The organism is Ruegeria sp. HKCCD6157 (assembly GCF_013110685.1).
GTDB lineage: Bacteria > Pseudomonadota > Alphaproteobacteria > Rhodobacterales > Rhodobacteraceae > Ruegeria.
In genome coordinates, this window is the sequence record NZ_WVRB01000004.1 from 1 (window position 1) to 16,846 (window position 16,846).

At 57.1% G+C, this 16,846-nt stretch carries 15 protein-coding genes; 4 read left to right on the plus strand and 11 right to left on the minus strand.

Going from position 1 to position 16,846, the window contains the following annotated elements:
• Positions 1-389: 389 nt before the first annotated feature.
• Positions 390-764 carry a hypothetical protein gene (locus tag GS612_RS13580; protein ID WP_152457403.1) on the minus strand — a complete coding sequence of 125 codons (375 nt, stop codon included), beginning with the start codon at positions 762-764 and terminating at the stop codon, positions 390-392.
• Positions 765-855: 91 nt separating this feature from the next.
• On the opposite strand from GS612_RS13580, the gene GS612_RS13585 reads away from it, so the two are divergent.
• The gene (locus tag GS612_RS13585; RefSeq protein ID WP_171641058.1) at positions 856-1,614 is read left to right on the plus strand and encodes an alpha/beta fold hydrolase; all 759 of its coding nucleotides are present in this window, start codon (positions 856-858) and stop codon (positions 1,612-1,614) included.
• On the opposite strand, the gene GS612_RS13590 is transcribed toward GS612_RS13585, so the two are convergent.
• The 6 genes from GS612_RS13590 to GS612_RS13615 form a co-directional block, all read right to left on the minus strand.
• Positions 1,615-1,800 carry a hypothetical protein gene (locus tag GS612_RS13590; protein ID WP_152457401.1) on the minus strand — a complete coding sequence of 62 codons (186 nt, stop codon included), beginning with the start codon at positions 1,798-1,800 and terminating at the stop codon, positions 1,615-1,617.
• A 93-nt stretch (positions 1,801-1,893) separates the two neighbouring features.
• The gene (locus GS612_RS13595; protein ID WP_171641060.1) at positions 1,894-2,271 is read right to left on the minus strand and encodes a rhodanese-like domain-containing protein; all 378 of its coding nucleotides are present in this window, start codon (positions 2,269-2,271) and stop codon (positions 1,894-1,896) included.
• Positions 2,272-2,350: 79 nt separating this feature from the next.
• Entirely contained in the window at positions 2,351-3,703 is a 1,353-nt protein-coding gene (locus tag GS612_RS13600; protein WP_152457399.1) for an HlyD family type I secretion periplasmic adaptor subunit, read from the minus strand.
• A 2-nt stretch (positions 3,704-3,705) separates the two neighbouring features.
• Positions 3,706-5,769 (minus strand): type I secretion system permease/ATPase, encoded by a 2,064-nt coding sequence (locus GS612_RS13605; RefSeq protein WP_371809347.1) that lies wholly within the window; start codon positions 5,767-5,769, stop codon positions 3,706-3,708.
• A gap of 191 nt (positions 5,770-5,960) precedes the next feature.
• Positions 5,961-7,901: a type I secretion protein gene (locus GS612_RS13610; RefSeq protein WP_171641062.1), complete on the minus strand. Its 1,941-nt coding sequence runs from the start codon at positions 7,899-7,901 to the stop codon at positions 5,961-5,963.
• 131 nt (positions 7,902-8,032) lie between these two features.
• Entirely contained in the window at positions 8,033-10,315 is a 2,283-nt protein-coding gene (locus tag GS612_RS13615) for a hypothetical protein (RefSeq protein WP_171641063.1), read from the minus strand.
• Between the two features lie 763 nt (positions 10,316-11,078).
• Here GS612_RS13615 and GS612_RS13620 point away from each other — a divergent pair.
• The 3 genes from GS612_RS13620 to GS612_RS20705 all read left to right on the plus strand — a co-directional run bounded on the left by GS612_RS13620 (position 11,079) and on the right by GS612_RS20705 (position 13,113).
• A complete protein-coding gene (locus GS612_RS13620; protein ID WP_171641066.1) occupies positions 11,079-11,669 on the plus strand; it encodes a response regulator transcription factor in 591 nt (196 codons plus the stop codon).
• A complete protein-coding gene (locus GS612_RS13625) occupies positions 11,662-12,159 on the plus strand; it encodes a hypothetical protein (RefSeq protein WP_152457395.1) in 498 nt (165 codons plus the stop codon). Before GS612_RS13620 ends, GS612_RS13625 begins: the two co-directional genes overlap by 8 nt.
• Before the next feature lie 549 nt (positions 12,160-12,708).
• Complete coding sequence (locus tag GS612_RS20705; protein WP_371809348.1) at positions 12,709-13,113, plus strand: hypothetical protein; 405 nt, start codon at positions 12,709-12,711, stop codon at positions 13,111-13,113.
• A gap of 379 nt (positions 13,114-13,492) precedes the next feature.
• On the opposite strand, the gene GS612_RS13635 is transcribed toward GS612_RS20705, so the two are convergent.
• From GS612_RS13635 to phnC, 4 genes are read right to left on the minus strand one after another with little or no spacing between them, the layout of a single operon-like run.
• Positions 13,493-14,431, minus strand: a complete 939-nt coding sequence (locus GS612_RS13635) for an HAD family hydrolase (RefSeq protein WP_171641068.1) — start codon at positions 14,429-14,431, stop codon at positions 13,493-13,495.
• Positions 14,395-15,210 (minus strand): phosphonate ABC transporter, permease protein PhnE, encoded by an 816-nt coding sequence (gene phnE, locus GS612_RS13640; protein ID WP_152457393.1) that lies wholly within the window; start codon positions 15,208-15,210, stop codon positions 14,395-14,397. Before phnE (GS612_RS13640) ends, GS612_RS13635 begins: the two co-directional genes overlap by 37 nt.
• The gene (phnE, locus tag GS612_RS13645) at positions 15,210-16,025 is read right to left on the minus strand and encodes a phosphonate ABC transporter, permease protein PhnE (protein ID WP_171641070.1); all 816 of its coding nucleotides are present in this window, start codon (positions 16,023-16,025) and stop codon (positions 15,210-15,212) included. Before phnE (GS612_RS13645) ends, phnE (GS612_RS13640) begins: the two co-directional genes overlap by 1 nt.
• Positions 16,022-16,816 (minus strand): phosphonate ABC transporter ATP-binding protein, encoded by a 795-nt coding sequence (gene phnC / locus GS612_RS13650; RefSeq protein ID WP_171641072.1) that lies wholly within the window; start codon positions 16,814-16,816, stop codon positions 16,022-16,024. The genes phnE (GS612_RS13645) and phnC overlap by 4 nt, the downstream gene beginning before the upstream one ends.
• Between the last annotated feature and the right edge of the window lie 30 nt (positions 16,817-16,846).

A 16,846-nucleotide genomic window follows, 5' to 3' on the forward strand; every position in this document is an offset into this window, starting at 1 on the left:
AGGTGGTCGACGGCCTGGCCGCCAATGGCGAAGACGGCAACGGCGCCGTCGAAGCCAAGGTCAAGGCCGAAGTCGCAGACCTCTGCGCCAAATTCCCGATCTATCCGAACCTGTAACTGGTCCATCCTCCAACACGGAACGGCGCCATGAGGCGCCGTTTTTATGCGTCAGATCCCTGAAAACGTTCTGGATCTCGCCCAGCGCATATCCGGTGTTTTGGGCAAGGTCTCGGGCCCAAAGGACGCCAAGGCCATTCTGGTCAATACGCGCTTTTTCCGCCCCGACCAGCTTATCGCGCAGCTGTTCACACCGAATCCGTGCCTTCGATGTTACCGCACACAGGGGTTTGCGCCATGTTCAGACCTCGGCGCGCAGTCCAGAATCCAAGCTCAGATCAAGCCGCGCCACCACAGAAAAACCAACAGAAGTGTCGTCAGTGCCAGCATGTTGAAGGCCAGCCCCCCCAGCAGGCCAAGGAACCAACCCCATCTGCGATCCGCAAGATTGATGGACCCCAGATGTTCCTGCACCACGTCGGACGCCTTGATCAGCTTGGGGTTGTCCAGAACCAGCCTCAGTTTGGGATGAGAGGCCATCGCCTCGGCCCGGGCCAGAATCAAGGCCTGCTTGTAGACGCGCCGCGGCAGTCGGCGCTTGGCCTTGCGGATTGATGCCTCGAGCGTCTTGTCGCGCACCCCGAGCTTTGCGCGCAGCAACACAACCGTTTCGGCGATCCGGGTCTGAATGTCTGGGTCCTGCGGCATTGGTGGCCTCCTGCGGAGGCAATCTAGCGGCAGCGTCTATGACCTACAATGGGGCTGGTCGTTTCCGGCGGTGACTTGTATCACGCGGTACATGCTGAACACCATCATACATGGCGAACCGACCGCCCGACCGCCCCTTGTCATTGCCCACGGCCTGTATGGATCGGCCCGAAACTGGGGCGTGATTGCCAGACGGCTATCAGACCAGCGGCAGGTTGTGGCCGTCGATATGCGTAACCACGCCTACAGCACGTGGGACGCTTGTCATGACTATCCCCATCTGGCGCAGGATATCGCCGAGGTCATCGAACGGATCGGCGGGACGGCAGACGTACTTGGGCATTCAATGGGCGGTAAGGCCGCGATGACACTTGCGCTGCAACACGGCGCGCTGGTGAACAAACTGGTAGTCGCAGATATTGCGCCGGTGAAATACACGCACAGCCAAATTCAATTCATCGAGGCCATGCGTGCCGTGGACTTCTCGCGCATTGCACGCCGCTCGGATGCCGAACAGCAATTGGCCGAGCAAGGCGTTGAAAAAGCATTGCAGAGCTTCTTCACCCAGTCGCTAGACATCAAGGGAAAGCGTTGGCTGCTGAACCTGGACGTGTTGGCGGACCAGATGCCAAATATCATGGGCTTTCCCGAGTTGGACGCCCAGTGGCAAGGCCCCGCGCTGTTCCTGTCGGGGGCCGAGTCAGATTACGTCTTGCCGGAACATCGGGCCAAAATCCGCGCACTGTTCCCCGGCGCGCGATTTGCCAAGATCCCCGGCGCCGGGCACTGGCTGCACGCCGAAAAACCGCGCGAGTTCGAAGCTGCCGTCAGGACCTTCCTGAACGCCTGATCAAGCGCCTTGATACAACCGCCTGGCCACCATCCAGGATGCCGGAGCTGCGATTACGGCCCCCGCGGCCGCGGCGCCCACAATTGCGCTGACGGACACCATTCCGGCCGACAGCACGGCGATTACGGCCGAACCAGACAGAGCAGTTGCAATAAGTGAATACAGCATAGCGGCAAGGCGAAACATGGCCGGGCTTTCCTTTTTATGGCTTCCGGCCAAATATTTCACGATTCGAATGTGTTGTACTTTGATTTGTGTCAGTTTCAGACGGTTCCGAAGCTAGGATTTGGCGATTTCACCGCCCCCATTCACCCAGTCCGTCAATCCACCAAAATTGTACACCCTCTGGTATCCCATATCCTTCAGGAGTTTTCCGGCCAAAGCCGCGCGCCCGCCTGATGCGCAGTACAACACGATGGGGCGATCCTTGCGCAGTTCAGGGTCATGTGATTGCAATGCATCATCTGCCCGAAACTCCAGCATGCCGCGGGGTATATGATGCGCTCCGACGGCGCGGCCCGTCTGTTCCAGCTCATTCGCATCGCGAATGTCCAACAGTAGCGCGCCCTGTTCGGTCATCGCCTTTGCCTTGGCCGCATCGATACGCTCGACCACCGCGTTGGCCGCCTCCATCATCTCTTTCACAGTCACCGGCATGTGAGTTCTCCTTTGCGTCACCGCGCAGAGGTTAACATGCGAATTTTGGAAGGTGTAGACATGGAAGGAAACGCGCGTGTTACTGCTCGCGAAACGCGCGCGACATGCTGTCTGATACCGGTTTGGCGATATAGGCCGCAAAGGTGCGCTCCTCGGTCTGGATCATGATTTCAGCGGGCATCCCCGGCGTTGGAACAAAGCCGCGCACGCGCTGCAACTCATCCGGGGTCAGTGAGACTCGTGCCAGATAGACTTCCTGCGGAACACCGGTCGAATCCTCAAGCAGCGCATCGGCCGAGATATAGAAAACCTCGCCATACAAAACAGGCGTCGTGCGTTGGTTCAACGCGATCAGGCGGACTGTGGCGGTCTGCCCCGTGACGACACTGTCAATCTCGGTACGCGGAATCTGTGCCTCGATGATCAGGGGCGCATCTGCGGGCAGGATCTCGGCTATCGGTTCCCCGGTCTCAATCACACCGCCCGGCGTGTGATAATGCAATCGCACCACCGTTCCGGTTACCGGCGCGCGTACAACGGCTCGGTCAAGAACGCTGCGCGCCTGTCGGGATTTTTCACGCACGCTTTCCAGATCGGCTTCGATCACGCCCAGTTCATCCAGTGCGGCCTCACGATAGGCGGACCGCGTACGCGCGATCTGTTCGTCATATTTCAGCAGCATCTGGTTGATTTCAGCGGCTTCCGCCTGCAACCGGGCCTGCTGACCTTCGGCTTCGGCCTGCACACGACGGATCGTGTTCAACTCCCCTTTGCGGACAAGGCCCTTTTCGAACAGTTGGCTTTTGGCCTCAAATTCCTCCTGCAATATCTCGGCGCGCCGGGCCATGCTGTCCAGTTGCGCCTCAAATCCGCTGGATCGGATTTTCAGCGCTTCCATATTGCGCTCCAGCAAAGCCAAGTCATTCAGCAGCGTCTTGCGCGACACATCAAAGCTGAGCTTTTGACCATCCAGAATGGCCATTATTTCAGGATCTTCGGATGCTTCGACAAGCGCCTGCGAAAACACGAGGCGGTCGCGTTCCCCGTACTCGGCCAGCAACCGCTCGGTCATGGCCTGAAGGCGCAGCTTGCGAATATGCAATTCACGCTCATTGGCCTGGGCCGAGGTCTGGTCCAGGGTCATCAACACCTGACCTGCCTGAACCGCCTGACCTTCCACAACCTTGATGTCTTCGATGATGCCGCCTTCAAGATGTTGGACAATCTTGTTGCGGCCCGTGGCCACAAAGCTGCCTTGCGCGATGACCGCTGCGGCCAGTGGGGCACTGAAGGACCAGACCCCGAAACCGCCGAAGCACACGACAAGCAAGACCACCCCGATCACTATTAACCTGTTGATCGAGCGCGGAACCTCGGCATACCAGACTTCTGGTTCATTGGCTGAGTTGTTCACAGGTACGAGGTCATTCATGGTCAGCCCCCCTGCTGGCCTTCAATTCCAGTCTGCTTGCGCGGCCCGTTGATCTGCTGAAGAACCTGATCACGCTGACCGAACAGGGCCACACGCCCGTCCGTCAGCAGCATGATCTTGTCGACAACATTCAACAACGTCGGCTTCTGCGTAATGACGACCACGGTGATCTTGCTTTGCCGCGCCTGTTCGATCGCACATGCCAGCGCCTTGTCGCCCGCGACGTCGAGATTTGAATTCGGTTCATCCAGCACAACCATCCTGGGGTTGCCGAAGAACGCCCGTGCCAGTGCGATACGCTGCTTCTGACCACCGGACAAAGGCGAACCATCAGCGGCCACCACGGTTTCATATCCCTGCGGCAACGTTGCAATCATGTTATGAACATCGGCTAGAACGGCGGCATCGTGGATCTGTTCGTCAGTGGCATCCGCCCGCATCCGGCCGATATTGTCCTTGATCGTGCCCGGGAACAGCTGAACATCCTGCGGCAGGTAGCCGATGCTTTCGCCAAACTGGCGCGGGTCCCAGTTTCGGATGTCCATCAGGTCAAGCCTGACGCTGCCCGATGTGGGCAGAATGGATCCCACCAGAGTTTTCCCAAGCGTGGTTTTCCCGGCACCGGAATTGCCGATGATGGCCAAAGTTTCACCGGGAACCAGCGAGAACGTGATGCCGTTCAGAACCACGCGTTTGGTTCCGCCCGGTACATAAAGCAGACGTTCGACATCCAGACGACCTTCGGGCCGTGGCAAGCGCAGTTTTTCGTATTGTAGGGCCGAGGTCGACAGCAGCGCCTTGATCCGGCCATAAGCTCCGCGCGTCAGCAGATAGCTGTTCCATCCTTCAATCGAACCTTCGATTGGCGCAAAGGCACGCCCGGCGATGATCGAGGCCGCAATCACCATACCGCCCGTGATCTCTCCTTGCAGCGCCAGAAACGCGCCCCAACCTAGAATTCCGATCTGCGTCAAAAGGCGAACGGCGCGCGAGATTGCAGCGAAGATCACGTTGCGGTCCTGCGCCCGCACCTGCCAGGTCAGGGATTGGGCAGTATCCCGCCCCCAGATCCGCACGGCCTCGGGGATCATTGCCAGAGCATTAATAATCTGACTGTTGCGAGACATCGAATCCAGATGCAGGTTCGCCATGGACTGTGCCTTGTTGGCCTCGGCAAACGGCTTGGCAGTCGTTTTCTGGTTGATCAGTGCAATCGTCATAAGAATCAACGCAGTAACCACCACGATCATGCCCAGTTGCGGATGCACGAGGAAAATCATCAGAATGAACAGCGGTGCAAACGGCACGTCCAGAAATGAAAGCAGCGTGCCCGAGACCAGAAAACCACGAAGCTGTTGCAGATCGCCCAATGTCTGATACTCGCGCCCGTTTCCGTGCAGCGACGCATGCGCCGCCGCGCTCAGAACCGGTGCGCCCAGCCGGGCCGCCACTTCGACCCCGGTCCGCATGAGCATGAACCGCCGCACCGCATCAAAAGCAGACTGGAAGATCACCGCCCCTGCAACGATGGCCGTCAGCATGATCAGCGTGTCCAGCGACCGGCTGGTCAGAACACGGTCACTGATCTGGAACAGATAGATCGGGATCGCCAGGATCAGGATGTTCGTGGCGCAGGTCAGGACCAGAACAAACGCAAGATTGCGCCGGATCGCCCGCATCGAAACGCGCAACGTGCGCTGGAAATCTTCGGGCGGGGTGCGCTTGTGGAAGGTTTGGGGTGGCCCGTTCCCATCACCGCCGCCGGAATTCGTTTGCAACAGTGGCTGGTTTGCCTTGGCCTCGATCGTGGTGCCTATGCCGTTCTCACCGGATGCGCGTGCAGAGGGGGTCTTGCGCGCAGTCGAGTCCCCGGCGGATGCCGGATCCGGGCCGTCGGCATCGGCCACCCCATTGCCGCCACCCGCCGGGTCTTCATCTTGCGCGGGTTGCGGCTGCGCACGCTGATGGGGAGGGTCAGCGCGCCGTTGTTCGCGTGAGTGTTTTTGGTCTTCGGATTGCTGTGGCGCTTTGGTTTCAACCGTCGAATCTGGATCTGACTCAGACACGCGCATCTCCTGCGTCAGGTGCAAACGGGCTTTGACCCGTTGTGTCGCTGGATCTGCCCCACCGTCTGCGCGCTGGCGCTTCGGGCCCAAACCGCCCTGCCTGTCCAGTGGACTGGATAAGAGTGGACGGCGCGACGAAAAAACAATCGACATATACAAACCTTCTGGTCACTCGATAAAAACTTGGGGGGTCAGGCCAGCATGGATTGCAGGCCGTCATCTGGTGTCGTTGTGTCAGTGGATTGTGCGTCCAGTGCCTGGGCCGCATCCGGTTGCGGCACAGACATGTCCGCCATGATTGCGGCGATCGCCTCGTTGGTCATATCTGTGATTTCCTGGTTGTCCGGCACGTCAATCAGGCTGGCCTGATGAAGCAGCAGGTCAGAATAAGATCCGTCAGCGGCCATTACCGTCGAATCCACGCCCATTTTGGTCAGATTGACGGAGTTCAACAGGGCGTTGCTGCCTGCGACGACATCAGTATCGGCGGCACTGGGACCGGACAGGTCAATTTGATCCTGATCCAGCATCATGGTGACCTGTTCAACGATGTTCACCTGCAACAAGTCTCCGTCGATCTTGAGCACGCGCAACTGCTCCATCCCTGCAAACAAGGGATCGTTGAGCAGCGCATTCTCCAACGCATCCACATCCGTTTGATCAAGCGCCATGGCGTCGGACAGGTTCTGCTGCAAATCCTGATGTGTATCTGCGCCTACCGTTTTGACCGACGCGTCATTCATGATCACGTTTTCATCATCTCCGGCCATTGCGCCAGGCATACCGCCGCTGATGATATCGTCATCCATCAGGGCGTTGGTCTGGTACAACATGTCCACGGAAATCATATTCCCGTCGATCATGATCAGGTCGTAAAAACTGCCCAGCTGCACGATGTCGGTGACATTGAACATTTCGTTGTCGCCCAGCGCATACAAGGTCGATGCGGCCGAAATCTCGGTCTGTATGTTGTCGATATCCGTGGCGTCGATAACCTGTTTGACGAAGTTTCCCACAACCAGATCACCGCGGACCCAATCCACAACGATGAAGTCAGGCTGTCCGCTTGTTCCGGCGCCGTTGTCCAGCCAGGGGGCATCTCGGCCTTCGACTTCGATCTTCGAGGACTGGATCACATTTGTGCCGCTGCCCGTTCCCGGCGCCCCCACATCCCAATCTGACACAAGCGCGACCTGGCTGATGGCGGTCAGGCTGATCGCCTGCCCTCCGACGGCGATATAGGGGGCATCAACCCAACCTACAGATGCCGAGACAGCATTGATCGCAAGGTTCCCTCCGGTCACGACCAGGTGTCCGTCGTCAAAGTCAGGATCTTTCGACTGATCCCACTCGGCCGGAAGCATGGCCTCTGCCTCATCCTCTCCGGCTTCATCCGGCTGATGGAACGCAGGCAGGATGTCTGTCCATACCGGTGCTTCGTCAACGTACTTGCCGTTTACGATCACCCCCAACGCATCATTGCCATGAAACTGATGTACCGTGACCCCGTCGATATTCGCGTTTGCCGGGGCCAACATCTGGTCGGCCAGCGCCTCGAGCATTTCGGTCGACTTGTAATCCGCGAGCGAAAGCGAAGGGGCTGCCATGGCATGAAGCGACAGCGCCATGTCCAGCATCTCTTCGCCCTGGGCGATCAGCGTCTCGGTATCGCGAAAGTCCCCTTCCCCCACCGTGTCGTTGTCGCGCATGACCACCTTTTGCACGGTGAACGTCATTGCCGAACCCAGCGGCACCGTATCCGGTCGCAGAATAATCAGTTCCGGTGCAGAAGACGGGCCGGATACGCTGTCTGGAACAAATCGCGTGGATTCCGCGCTGTCACCATTGAGGATGATGACCGACTCATGCACCGGCCCGACAGGAGCCTTCGGCAACGGAAGTTCTGGTTGAGAGGGAAGAAAATTGAATGGCAGGGCTTTGTATTCGCCCGCCGGGACATCCAGATCAGCTTTGATGTTGATCGAGGTAGGCTCGTCAAGCCCGTCTATTTCGGCTTTACGCCTCAGGGCGCTGAATTCTTCGTACTGATCCCTCAGGCGGGCTTGTTCTATCGTAAGCTCAAAAGTTCCAACAAAATGCGCTATCGTTTCCGTAATACCGTCAAGTGCCATGTCGGTTATCCTTTTTGCCCGCGGCGGCTCGTAATTACCGCTTTGGGTTCAGTTGGGCCGGGGCCGCGTTTTGCGGCCCCGGCATTTTTGAAAGGTAGCAAGGCCCGAAAATGCGAGCCCCGCCTTTTGACTTAAACGTCCGTGTCGTCGCTGGCGTGGGACATGGTCATCGAACCACCCACCATGGTCGTATCGACCGTGTTGCCCAGAACGTTGGCGCCCATGATGATCGACTGGTTGAACGCAGACGTATCAACGACAGCCGCAGCCGATGCATAGGACTCGCCGGTTACGATACCATCGCCACCATTGTTCGCGCCCCAGGCACCTCCATTGCCGCCGGCACCACCGTCACCTGAATAGGCGCCGCCACCGTTACCACCGGTGATCATGCCACCCATGGTATCGCCTGACGTTGCAGTGCCCATCGAAGCTCCGCTGGTTCCGCCGTCCGCGGCGGATGCGCCACCGGCACCACCGTTGCCCGAGTCGGCCGCACCAGTTGCATCGCCAGAGCCAGTCGATGTGGCATCATTGTCGGAACTGCCTTCGCCACCGTATCCGGCAATTGCTTCGGCCAGGCTGTCAGCCGCACCGTTTGTGTCGGCATCTCCGAAGATGTCGGCAGCTCCGCCGCCACCCGCGGTATTGGCCGCGTCGGCAGACCCGGCTCCGTTGCCGGTAGACGATGATGTCGGCGTCGTGCTGCCGCCCGCGCCGCCGTCGCCGTCGGCAGCCGATGTTCCGGTACCGGCCGCATCCGCTGCGCCATCTGCTGCGTTCGACCCGCCGTCACCGCCGCTGCCGTCGGTGTCCTGCGAGTTGCTGGCCGCACCGTTCACGTCGCCTGGGCTCTGGTCGATGTCCGGCCCGCTTGCCGACTGATCGCCAACACCCTGAGCATCGGAATCCGCGTCAGCGGTCCCACCGGAACCGTCGCCGCCCGAGCCGTCGCCACCCGAACCGTCGCCGGCCGTGCCGTCGCCACCGGTGCCGTCACCGCCGGTTCCGTCGCCGCCTTCGCCTGCTTCGGCGTCAATCATGCCCAACTCTTCCTGAAGAGCCATGATTGCAGCTTCGACCATCGCGCCGAATCCACCTTCGCCGTCGCCGCCGGTGCCGTCGCCACCGGTGCCGTCACCGCCAGAGCCGTCACCGCCGGATCCGTCACCACCGGTTCCGGTTCCGCCAGAGCCGTCAGCCGAACTGTCCGCGCCGCTGTCAGCAGAGCCATCCGCAGTGTTGTCACCCGCAGTGGCATCATTTGCATCGGTGTTGCTGTCGCTGGTGTTCGAAGCCGAACCATCTGCCGCAGCATTACCGTCGCCACCGTCTGCGCCGGACGCGTCCGCGGCGTTATCTGCCGTTCCAGTACCCGTTCCCGTCGAGTCAGAGTCGCTGTCGCCGCCGTTTGCGTTACCGGATGCATTCGAACCGGACAGACCCAGGCCCAGGCCCAGACCAAACGAATCCGCGCTGCCGCCGGCTCCGCCGGTTCCGCTGCCATCGGCACTTGTGCTGCCATCGTTGTCAGATGACGCGGAACCATCCGCGGCACCGCCATCTCCGCCGGCACTGTCACCGTCGGATCCTGCGCCCGCCATACCAACACCGTTGCTGGCATTGCTTGCGTCACCGGTCGATCCGCCCCGGCCGCCGCTGGAATCGGCATCGGCACTGCCGGTATCGCCGCCGTCAGCCCACGCGTGGCTGCCCAGCGTCGATGAATCGGCCGCGCCGCCGTAACTGGTTCCACCGTCGCCCGATTTTCCACCGCCGGCATCCGAGCTGATACCTTCAGCCGCAGTAGCAGTACCACCATTGGCATCACCGTTCTGGTAGAAGTCGGCATTGTTGGATACGCTTGGTGAGTCCAACGTGTCATCATCACTCAGACTGGCCACCTGGCTGTTCACGGATGACATCGCTGTTCCGGCACCATCCATCGAGACATCCAGATTCATGTCATCGCCTGGATCATAGGTCAGATCGCGACCAGCAGTGATCACGTCACCCACTGTCGCCGAGTCGCCGAGGTCCAGATCAACCTGATCATCGTCGCGCGGAATCCACTCACCGCCGCCGAAATCGATGTTGATTGAGTTGCTGTTGGAGTTGTCGTTGGTGTTGTCGCCGGCATTAAGCGTCTGGTCCTGATCCTGACCCTGGTCCTGATCCTGACCCTGGTCCTGATCCTGACCCTGGTCTTGATCCTGACCCTGGTCCTGACCCTGATCCTGGCCTTGCTCGTTGGCGTTTTCTACATTTTGGTCCTGCTGCTGTTGCTGCGCAGTCACGTCGGCTTCGACAAGGGCCTCATCAACCTGAATTTCGACATCCACCGGAGCTTCGAGGTTTTCGACAACGATTTCGTCAACGGTCGTTACGTTTGTATTATTAACATTGCGTCTCATAACAAATTCCCATTACTGGAACGCCTGACCGCCATTCATCTACAAAGCGGCAACGGGCGTGATTGAAACTGAAATACCCGCACAGCGTTCAAGCACGCTGAATGCGGTCCACGATCGTTTTCCTGAGGCCACCTCCTTTCCCGGCTAAGCCGAATTCGCGGCCGTTCACAATCGATGCTGAAATACGCAAGGAACGGGCGCGGCAGGGACAGACGCTTTCACAATTAAAGCCTGACCATGTTTGCAGCGACGCACGCTTGCGACTAGCTAACCGAAAGTTCTTATGAGGATAAACTATTGTTTTTTATGTTTATTTTGAGAGCATTGCGGAACTTTCGTCGGGCTGGATCAAAAAGTTCTAAACAAGAAAAACAACAAAAAATAATGCAATTGTTTCCGCCAGTTACACAATGACAAGCCGAAAAACCTAAACAATAGTTCTATATCTCGGGCACTTGAACTATACCGTCTGGTTGTAGAAAATCACGTTTTCAGCTACAATAAACCTCACGTAATTCTTTGATTAGTTAACTACTTTTACACCGGTAATTCCATTTCGATAAAGCCATTTCCGGTTAACCCCGTTTTGTGAGGGAATATAATGAGTGAGTCTTTGAACAATGAATCTGGCAATCAGAGTTTTTATTCAGAAGATTTTTCAATTGTCTTCCTCGGGAAAGAACTATTCTATTCAAATCAAACCCTAAGAAGCGTTCAAACCGAGTTTGGTGTCCGCGCTTTTCGCTTCGAAACACTCGAGGCGATGCGTGCAAGTGTTCCGGACAGCGGCAAGATCGTCGTCGTGGATCAGATGTTGATCGAAGACCTGTTGGCGCGCCCAGATGCATACACCAAAAGTGCAGGTTCCGGCTGTCTTGCCTTCGCCTATCGCAAAGAGGAATCGGCCCGGCACCTGTTCGAAGGCTGGAACCGCGCGCAGTTTGGAGATGTTGGCTTTCTACCGATGAACGTGGCACCGGACGCGTGGCGCGCCATCCTCAGACTGCTGATGCACGAGGAACTTTATCTTCCCAGCTTTCTGGCTGACTGTGTTTCAACCCCCTGTCAGCGCGCGCCCGAGAGACCACGGCAACGGGAGACAATTACATCCAACGGCGCGGATCGGCACGCACAGTACTCCAAGCTGACACGCCGCGAAAAACAGGTTTTGCAACTGGTCTCAGAAGGCAAAAGCAACAAATTGATTGCGGCCAAGTTGGGCATCACGGAACACACGGTCAAGCTGCACATGCATAACGTTGTCGGAAAGATTGGCGTCAGCAACCGGACGGCGGCTGCTCATTTCTATTTCGAGGTTGCGCCTCATGAGGCGCAGCAGACCGCCCTTGACTGATCCCTTTGAAGCTCGGTTCGACCGCCTGATCCTTTTGGTCGGCAGGCTGAACTACATGTGGACGAACACCGAGAGCCTGCTGATCCATCTGATCGCTGGCCTGACTGGAACGTCCAAGGACGTGGCCGTAATCATCTTTCTGACTTTGAACACCACCCGCGCGCGAATAGATCTGGTTGAAAGACTTGCAAAAATGGAAGGGCGCCCTGCCCAGCTCCGAGATCCGATCCTTGAACATACGCAAAGGCTGGCCAAGCTTTCTGGCATCCGCAACAAGTACAACCATTGCATCTATTCCTTCGACCCTGAAAGCGGAAACCCGAAAACGATCCTTATGCGGATCGCTGACCGCAAAACCGACATAAAACTGGGCCGCGAAGATACCGTGGACGACAACGCGCTGCTCCAGATCGAAGCAGTCGTTGATCAGCTGTCAGCCGCGAACAGGGACATTTGGAAACTGATCCGACAATTGGGGTTTCCGGTTTAAGCATAGTTGCACGGCAGAGTTTTATGGGGGGCTTTGCAGCTCCCGTGCGTTCTGCCACGCACACATAAGTCACGGCATTTTTCTTATTCTTTTTGGTACGGGCGGTGAGCACGATGCGGCTTGTACAACATGCTGCATATAGACCCTAAAACATTAATATTATTATTAAATTAGTCCGTCACCTGCAGGACACTGCAACAAAATTTGGGAAAGCACCGCGCCGCAAGTGTGGGGCAGTTAAAGCAAGAGACGTAAACCGACTATCAGCAGCGCAGGTAATAAGTGCCGCGCTTTGTATCGTTGTTCAATACGGTGGCGGGCTCTTTCTCAAGAAGTCGCAGAACGGCAGTCGCTGGTTCTATCGGTTCTAAGACAACGGCAAGCGCCAGGATGGGGGATTGGATCTTTCCCTGATATGTCCCTGTTTGATGCGCGCACAGAACGAAAAAATGGCCCTCTAATACGGAACGCGACGAAGATCCGATTGCGGAACTTGAGCTCCGGCGTCTTGATGCAGAAAACAACCCGAACGACCCGACATTTGAGGACATGGCGCTCATCGCGTTTGATCGGTTCAAGAAACGGCTGCGCGGCGACGGTGCGCGCGGTCGCTGGTTCTCTACACTAAGGATTCACATCATACCCAAGATTGGAAACCGCCTCATCCGCACCCCGACCGGGTGTGACGTTCACGACGGGCTTAAGCCGATCTGGCGCGCCCAACACGAAACCGCAGACAAAACCCTGTATAGGAGGCGCAAGGTGCTTCGGCGGGCGAAACCATTGGATTACAACGCGGTACCGTTCATATGTGACAAGGCCCGCCATATGCTTGGACATGTCGAACAGGTTTCAACACCCTTGACCGCAATCCATGGTGGGAGATTCCGGATTTCTACTCGCAGCTGGATCAACGTCACCCCTTACTCCTGGCACTTTGCCTCACGATCCTGACAGCGTCGCGCAGTACGCCGGTTCGGGGACTTGATTCGATGAGATAGACGGCGACTTGTGAACGGTCCCGAAAGAACCCATAAAAAGCTAGTGGAAAAAGTACACGGTTTCTGAAACCCGCTGTGGACTGAGGCCGTGAACCTGATTGAGATATGCTGCGAACTGCGGTCAAAGCGGCCGATACGTCAGTTTGTTGGAATGTGTGATAACAGTCCTATCCAGACATGAGTTCAGAGTTCTGTGGTTGCGGAGGAGTTTTCCAAAGCCGCCGCTCACACGTGGCACTGCATGTATATGGTCGGCATGTATGCCACGCGGTGTCAGCCGACATACGAGTAAGCGTTAACAGGAAAACGCATCTAAGGGTGACGCCTTAGAATCAAGGCCGGCTTACGACAAAGTTTGGGACTATCCCTGCCTTTATGATCGCTGCTTCAACATCATGCCCTGCGAAGAAACCGTATCCCGAGATGAGGGCGGAAGCTATGCCTGCTTCTCGTGCGCCCAGTATGTCGGTGTGCAGGCTGTCGCCCACCATCAGAACCCGAGACTTGTCGATGTGCCCGAGACATTGGAAAGCAAGATCATAGATATTGGCGAAAGGCTTTCCAAAGAACTGAGGGGCGACGCCTGTCCGGTCTGCCAGCCGGTGCGCGTAAAGACCGGGTTCCTTGGAAAAACCGTACTCGCGCGGAGCGACAATGTCAGGGTTGCCGACCAATACCGGGCGGGGACGCTCTTGCAAAGTGGCCTCCAACATGGCTTGTCGCGCTTCATTCCAAACCGCTGACCCGATCAACAAGAACCCGTCGACGGTTTCGTAGGGCTTCGGGTCATCCTCCAGATAGGACAGTTTCAGCCCCTCCAGATCGCGAAGGCCGGCACTGGGGGCCGCCATCAATCCCCAATGCAAATCACTTTGGCCGTTCAGTTCAGACAACAACGTGGCCCGGCTGGTGATCACGTCTTGAGGTGCAAAATCGTAACCAAGCCCATTGTACTTCTCCATAAGAGTTGCGTGGGGAAACCCGGCGGCATTCGACACGACCAGAACACGTTTGCCGGCGGCTGTCAGCGACCTGACCCGATCTGGCGTATCGGGGATCGCCGTATCACCAATATTGAGAACCCCGAAAGCATCGAGGAGGAACACGTCAAACTCATGAGCTATGTCCTCCAGCGTGTCCGCCTGGCGATAGCTCAATTCAGTAGATCTGGTTTGCGGCAGGCGATGTCGCACAGCTTCGTAGGCGTCAAAAGCATCTTGCACAGAGAAACCGGTCAAATGATGGCCCCTCGTACTTTCGCCGAAACCCATTCGCTGATCATAACCGCGACGAGAATGACAATCAGGATCAGGCTGACTTGTGGCCAAGCCAGAACGTTGAGCGAAGCCGACAATTGCAACCCAATGCCACCAGCACCAACCAGCCCGAGCACCGTGGATTCGCGGATGTTGATATCCCATCGAAAAACGGCAATGCCTGCAAACGCGGGCAGGATTTGCGGTACGATCCCATAAGCCATGACCTGCCAGCGTGAAGCACCGGTTGCCGTTATTGCTTCGACCTGCGTGTGATCAATCTCCTCAATCGCTTCGTAAAGAAGCTTTGCGCAAAACCCTATTGAACGAATGGCGATTGCTATGACACCGGCGAACACTCCGGGACCAATAATCGCGATCAGAAGAAGCGCCCAGATCAACGAGTTGATAGAGCGAGTCGAGACAATGACCAACAGGGCAATCGGCCGTATGAACAAAGCCGATGGCGTGGTGTTGCGGGCCGCCAAAAAGGCGACGGGCACTGCCATGCATAGGGCGATGATTGTTCCCAAGGTGGCAATGTTCAGAGTGTCCCAAATCGGGCGGCCCAGTTGGGTGATGTACTCCCATTTGGGAGGCGTTGCCCGGGTCCAGATATCATTGGCGATGCGGGGCGCGTCCCAGACGAAAAACCAAGTGGTCGATGCCGAGATCAACTGCCAGCAGTAAACAAAGATCGCCACGCCCAACAGCCAGCCGAACCAACGAACCAAGCTCTGACCTGTTGTCCGGCGACGCCAGATTTGCGCATCGTCGCGTTCAAGTATCGGCATTACTGAACCCTCGCTCGAATAATTCCCGAAAGGTATTCCAGAGCCATCACGATGCCGATGATCAGAATGAGAATGGCCGCCGCGGTGTCGTATTCATAGCGGTCGAATGCGGTGTTCAAAGTCGCACCAATTCCGCCAGCCCCCACAAGCCCGAGGATCGCGCTTTCCCGGAAGTTGATGTCGATCCGATACATGGAAAGGCCCACAAGTCGCGGCATCACTTGCGGCTGAACTCCATAGTTGATCCATTGTGGCCAACGCGCTCCAGAGGCCTTGATCGCCTCGGCCTGAACCTTGTCCATGGCTTCGATATCTTCGGCCAGAAGTTTCGAAAGAAACCCGATGGTGGCGAAGGAAAGCGTCAGAAATCCGGCGAGCGGACCAAAGCCGAAGATCGCCACAAGCAATATAGCAACGATGATCTCTTGCAATGCCCGGCTTATCGCAACAATGCCTCGGCAAATCACATAGACTGGCAATGGCGCGATGTTGCGTGCAGCCCCCAGCCCAATCGGGATCGATATCAGGATACCCACGACAGACGCGGCCACGGTCATCACGATACTTTCCAGAAGGCCGCTCCAAATATCTGACCACCGTGAAATGAAGTCTGGGCTGGTGAATGCAAGCACAAACGCCCAGCCGCGATCCAGCCCTTCATAGACACGACCCCAATCGACTTCGATGGTCAAAAAGGCTGCGATCAGGTAGGCGAAAAATCCAAAGAGCAATGCCCAGCGGAGCACTGGGTTCTTGACAAAGGCAGGCTTACGCCAGCCTTTTCCCAGCATGTCGTCCAGTTCTCGATGGCTCATTCTGCGGCCTCGACATCTTCATCTTCGTCCACATTTTCGATGGTTGCTTCCCAATCCTCTTCCCCATAGATCTCGGTCAGCTTCTCAGGAGTAAGGCCGGTGGGAAGCCCATCATACACAATTTCGCCAAATCGGAGCCCCACGACGCGCGGAACAAACATCTGAGCGAGCGCCACATCATGGATATTGATAATGGCTGCCAATCCGCGTTCCTGACATAACTCGGTGATTAGCCGCATTATCTGACGGCTGGTCTTTGGGTCCAGCGACGCAGTTGGCTCATCAACCAGCAACAGTTTCGGGTTTTGAATCAATGCTCGACAAATGCCGACCCTTTGGCGTTGACCACCAGATAGCTCATCTGCCCGCTTGTCAGCCATGTGTAACAACCCGACCCGATCAAGCAGGCGAAAGGCCTCATCCACATCCGACTGCGGATACCGCCGCAGGAAACTGCGCCAGAATCCCACGTATCCCAGCCTGCCGGACAATACGTTTTCCATCACCGTGAGGCGTTCGACCAAAGCATATTCCTGAAAGATCATACCCATTTCGCGGCGTGCTTTCCGCAACGCTCCCGAGCCGAGTTTGGTCACGTCAACGTCATCCAGAAGGACACCGCCGCTTGTCGGTTCAACCAACCGGTTGACACAGCGGATCATGGTCGATTTGCCCGCGCCCGAAGGCCCGATCAATGCAAGAACCTGTCCTTTTGGAACGTCAAGATCAATCGCCTTCAGCGCCTGATCTCCGGTCTTGTATGTTTTCGTCAGCTTTTGAAGACGCAGCATGAAATGCCCCAGATTAGGGTGAACAGCGGG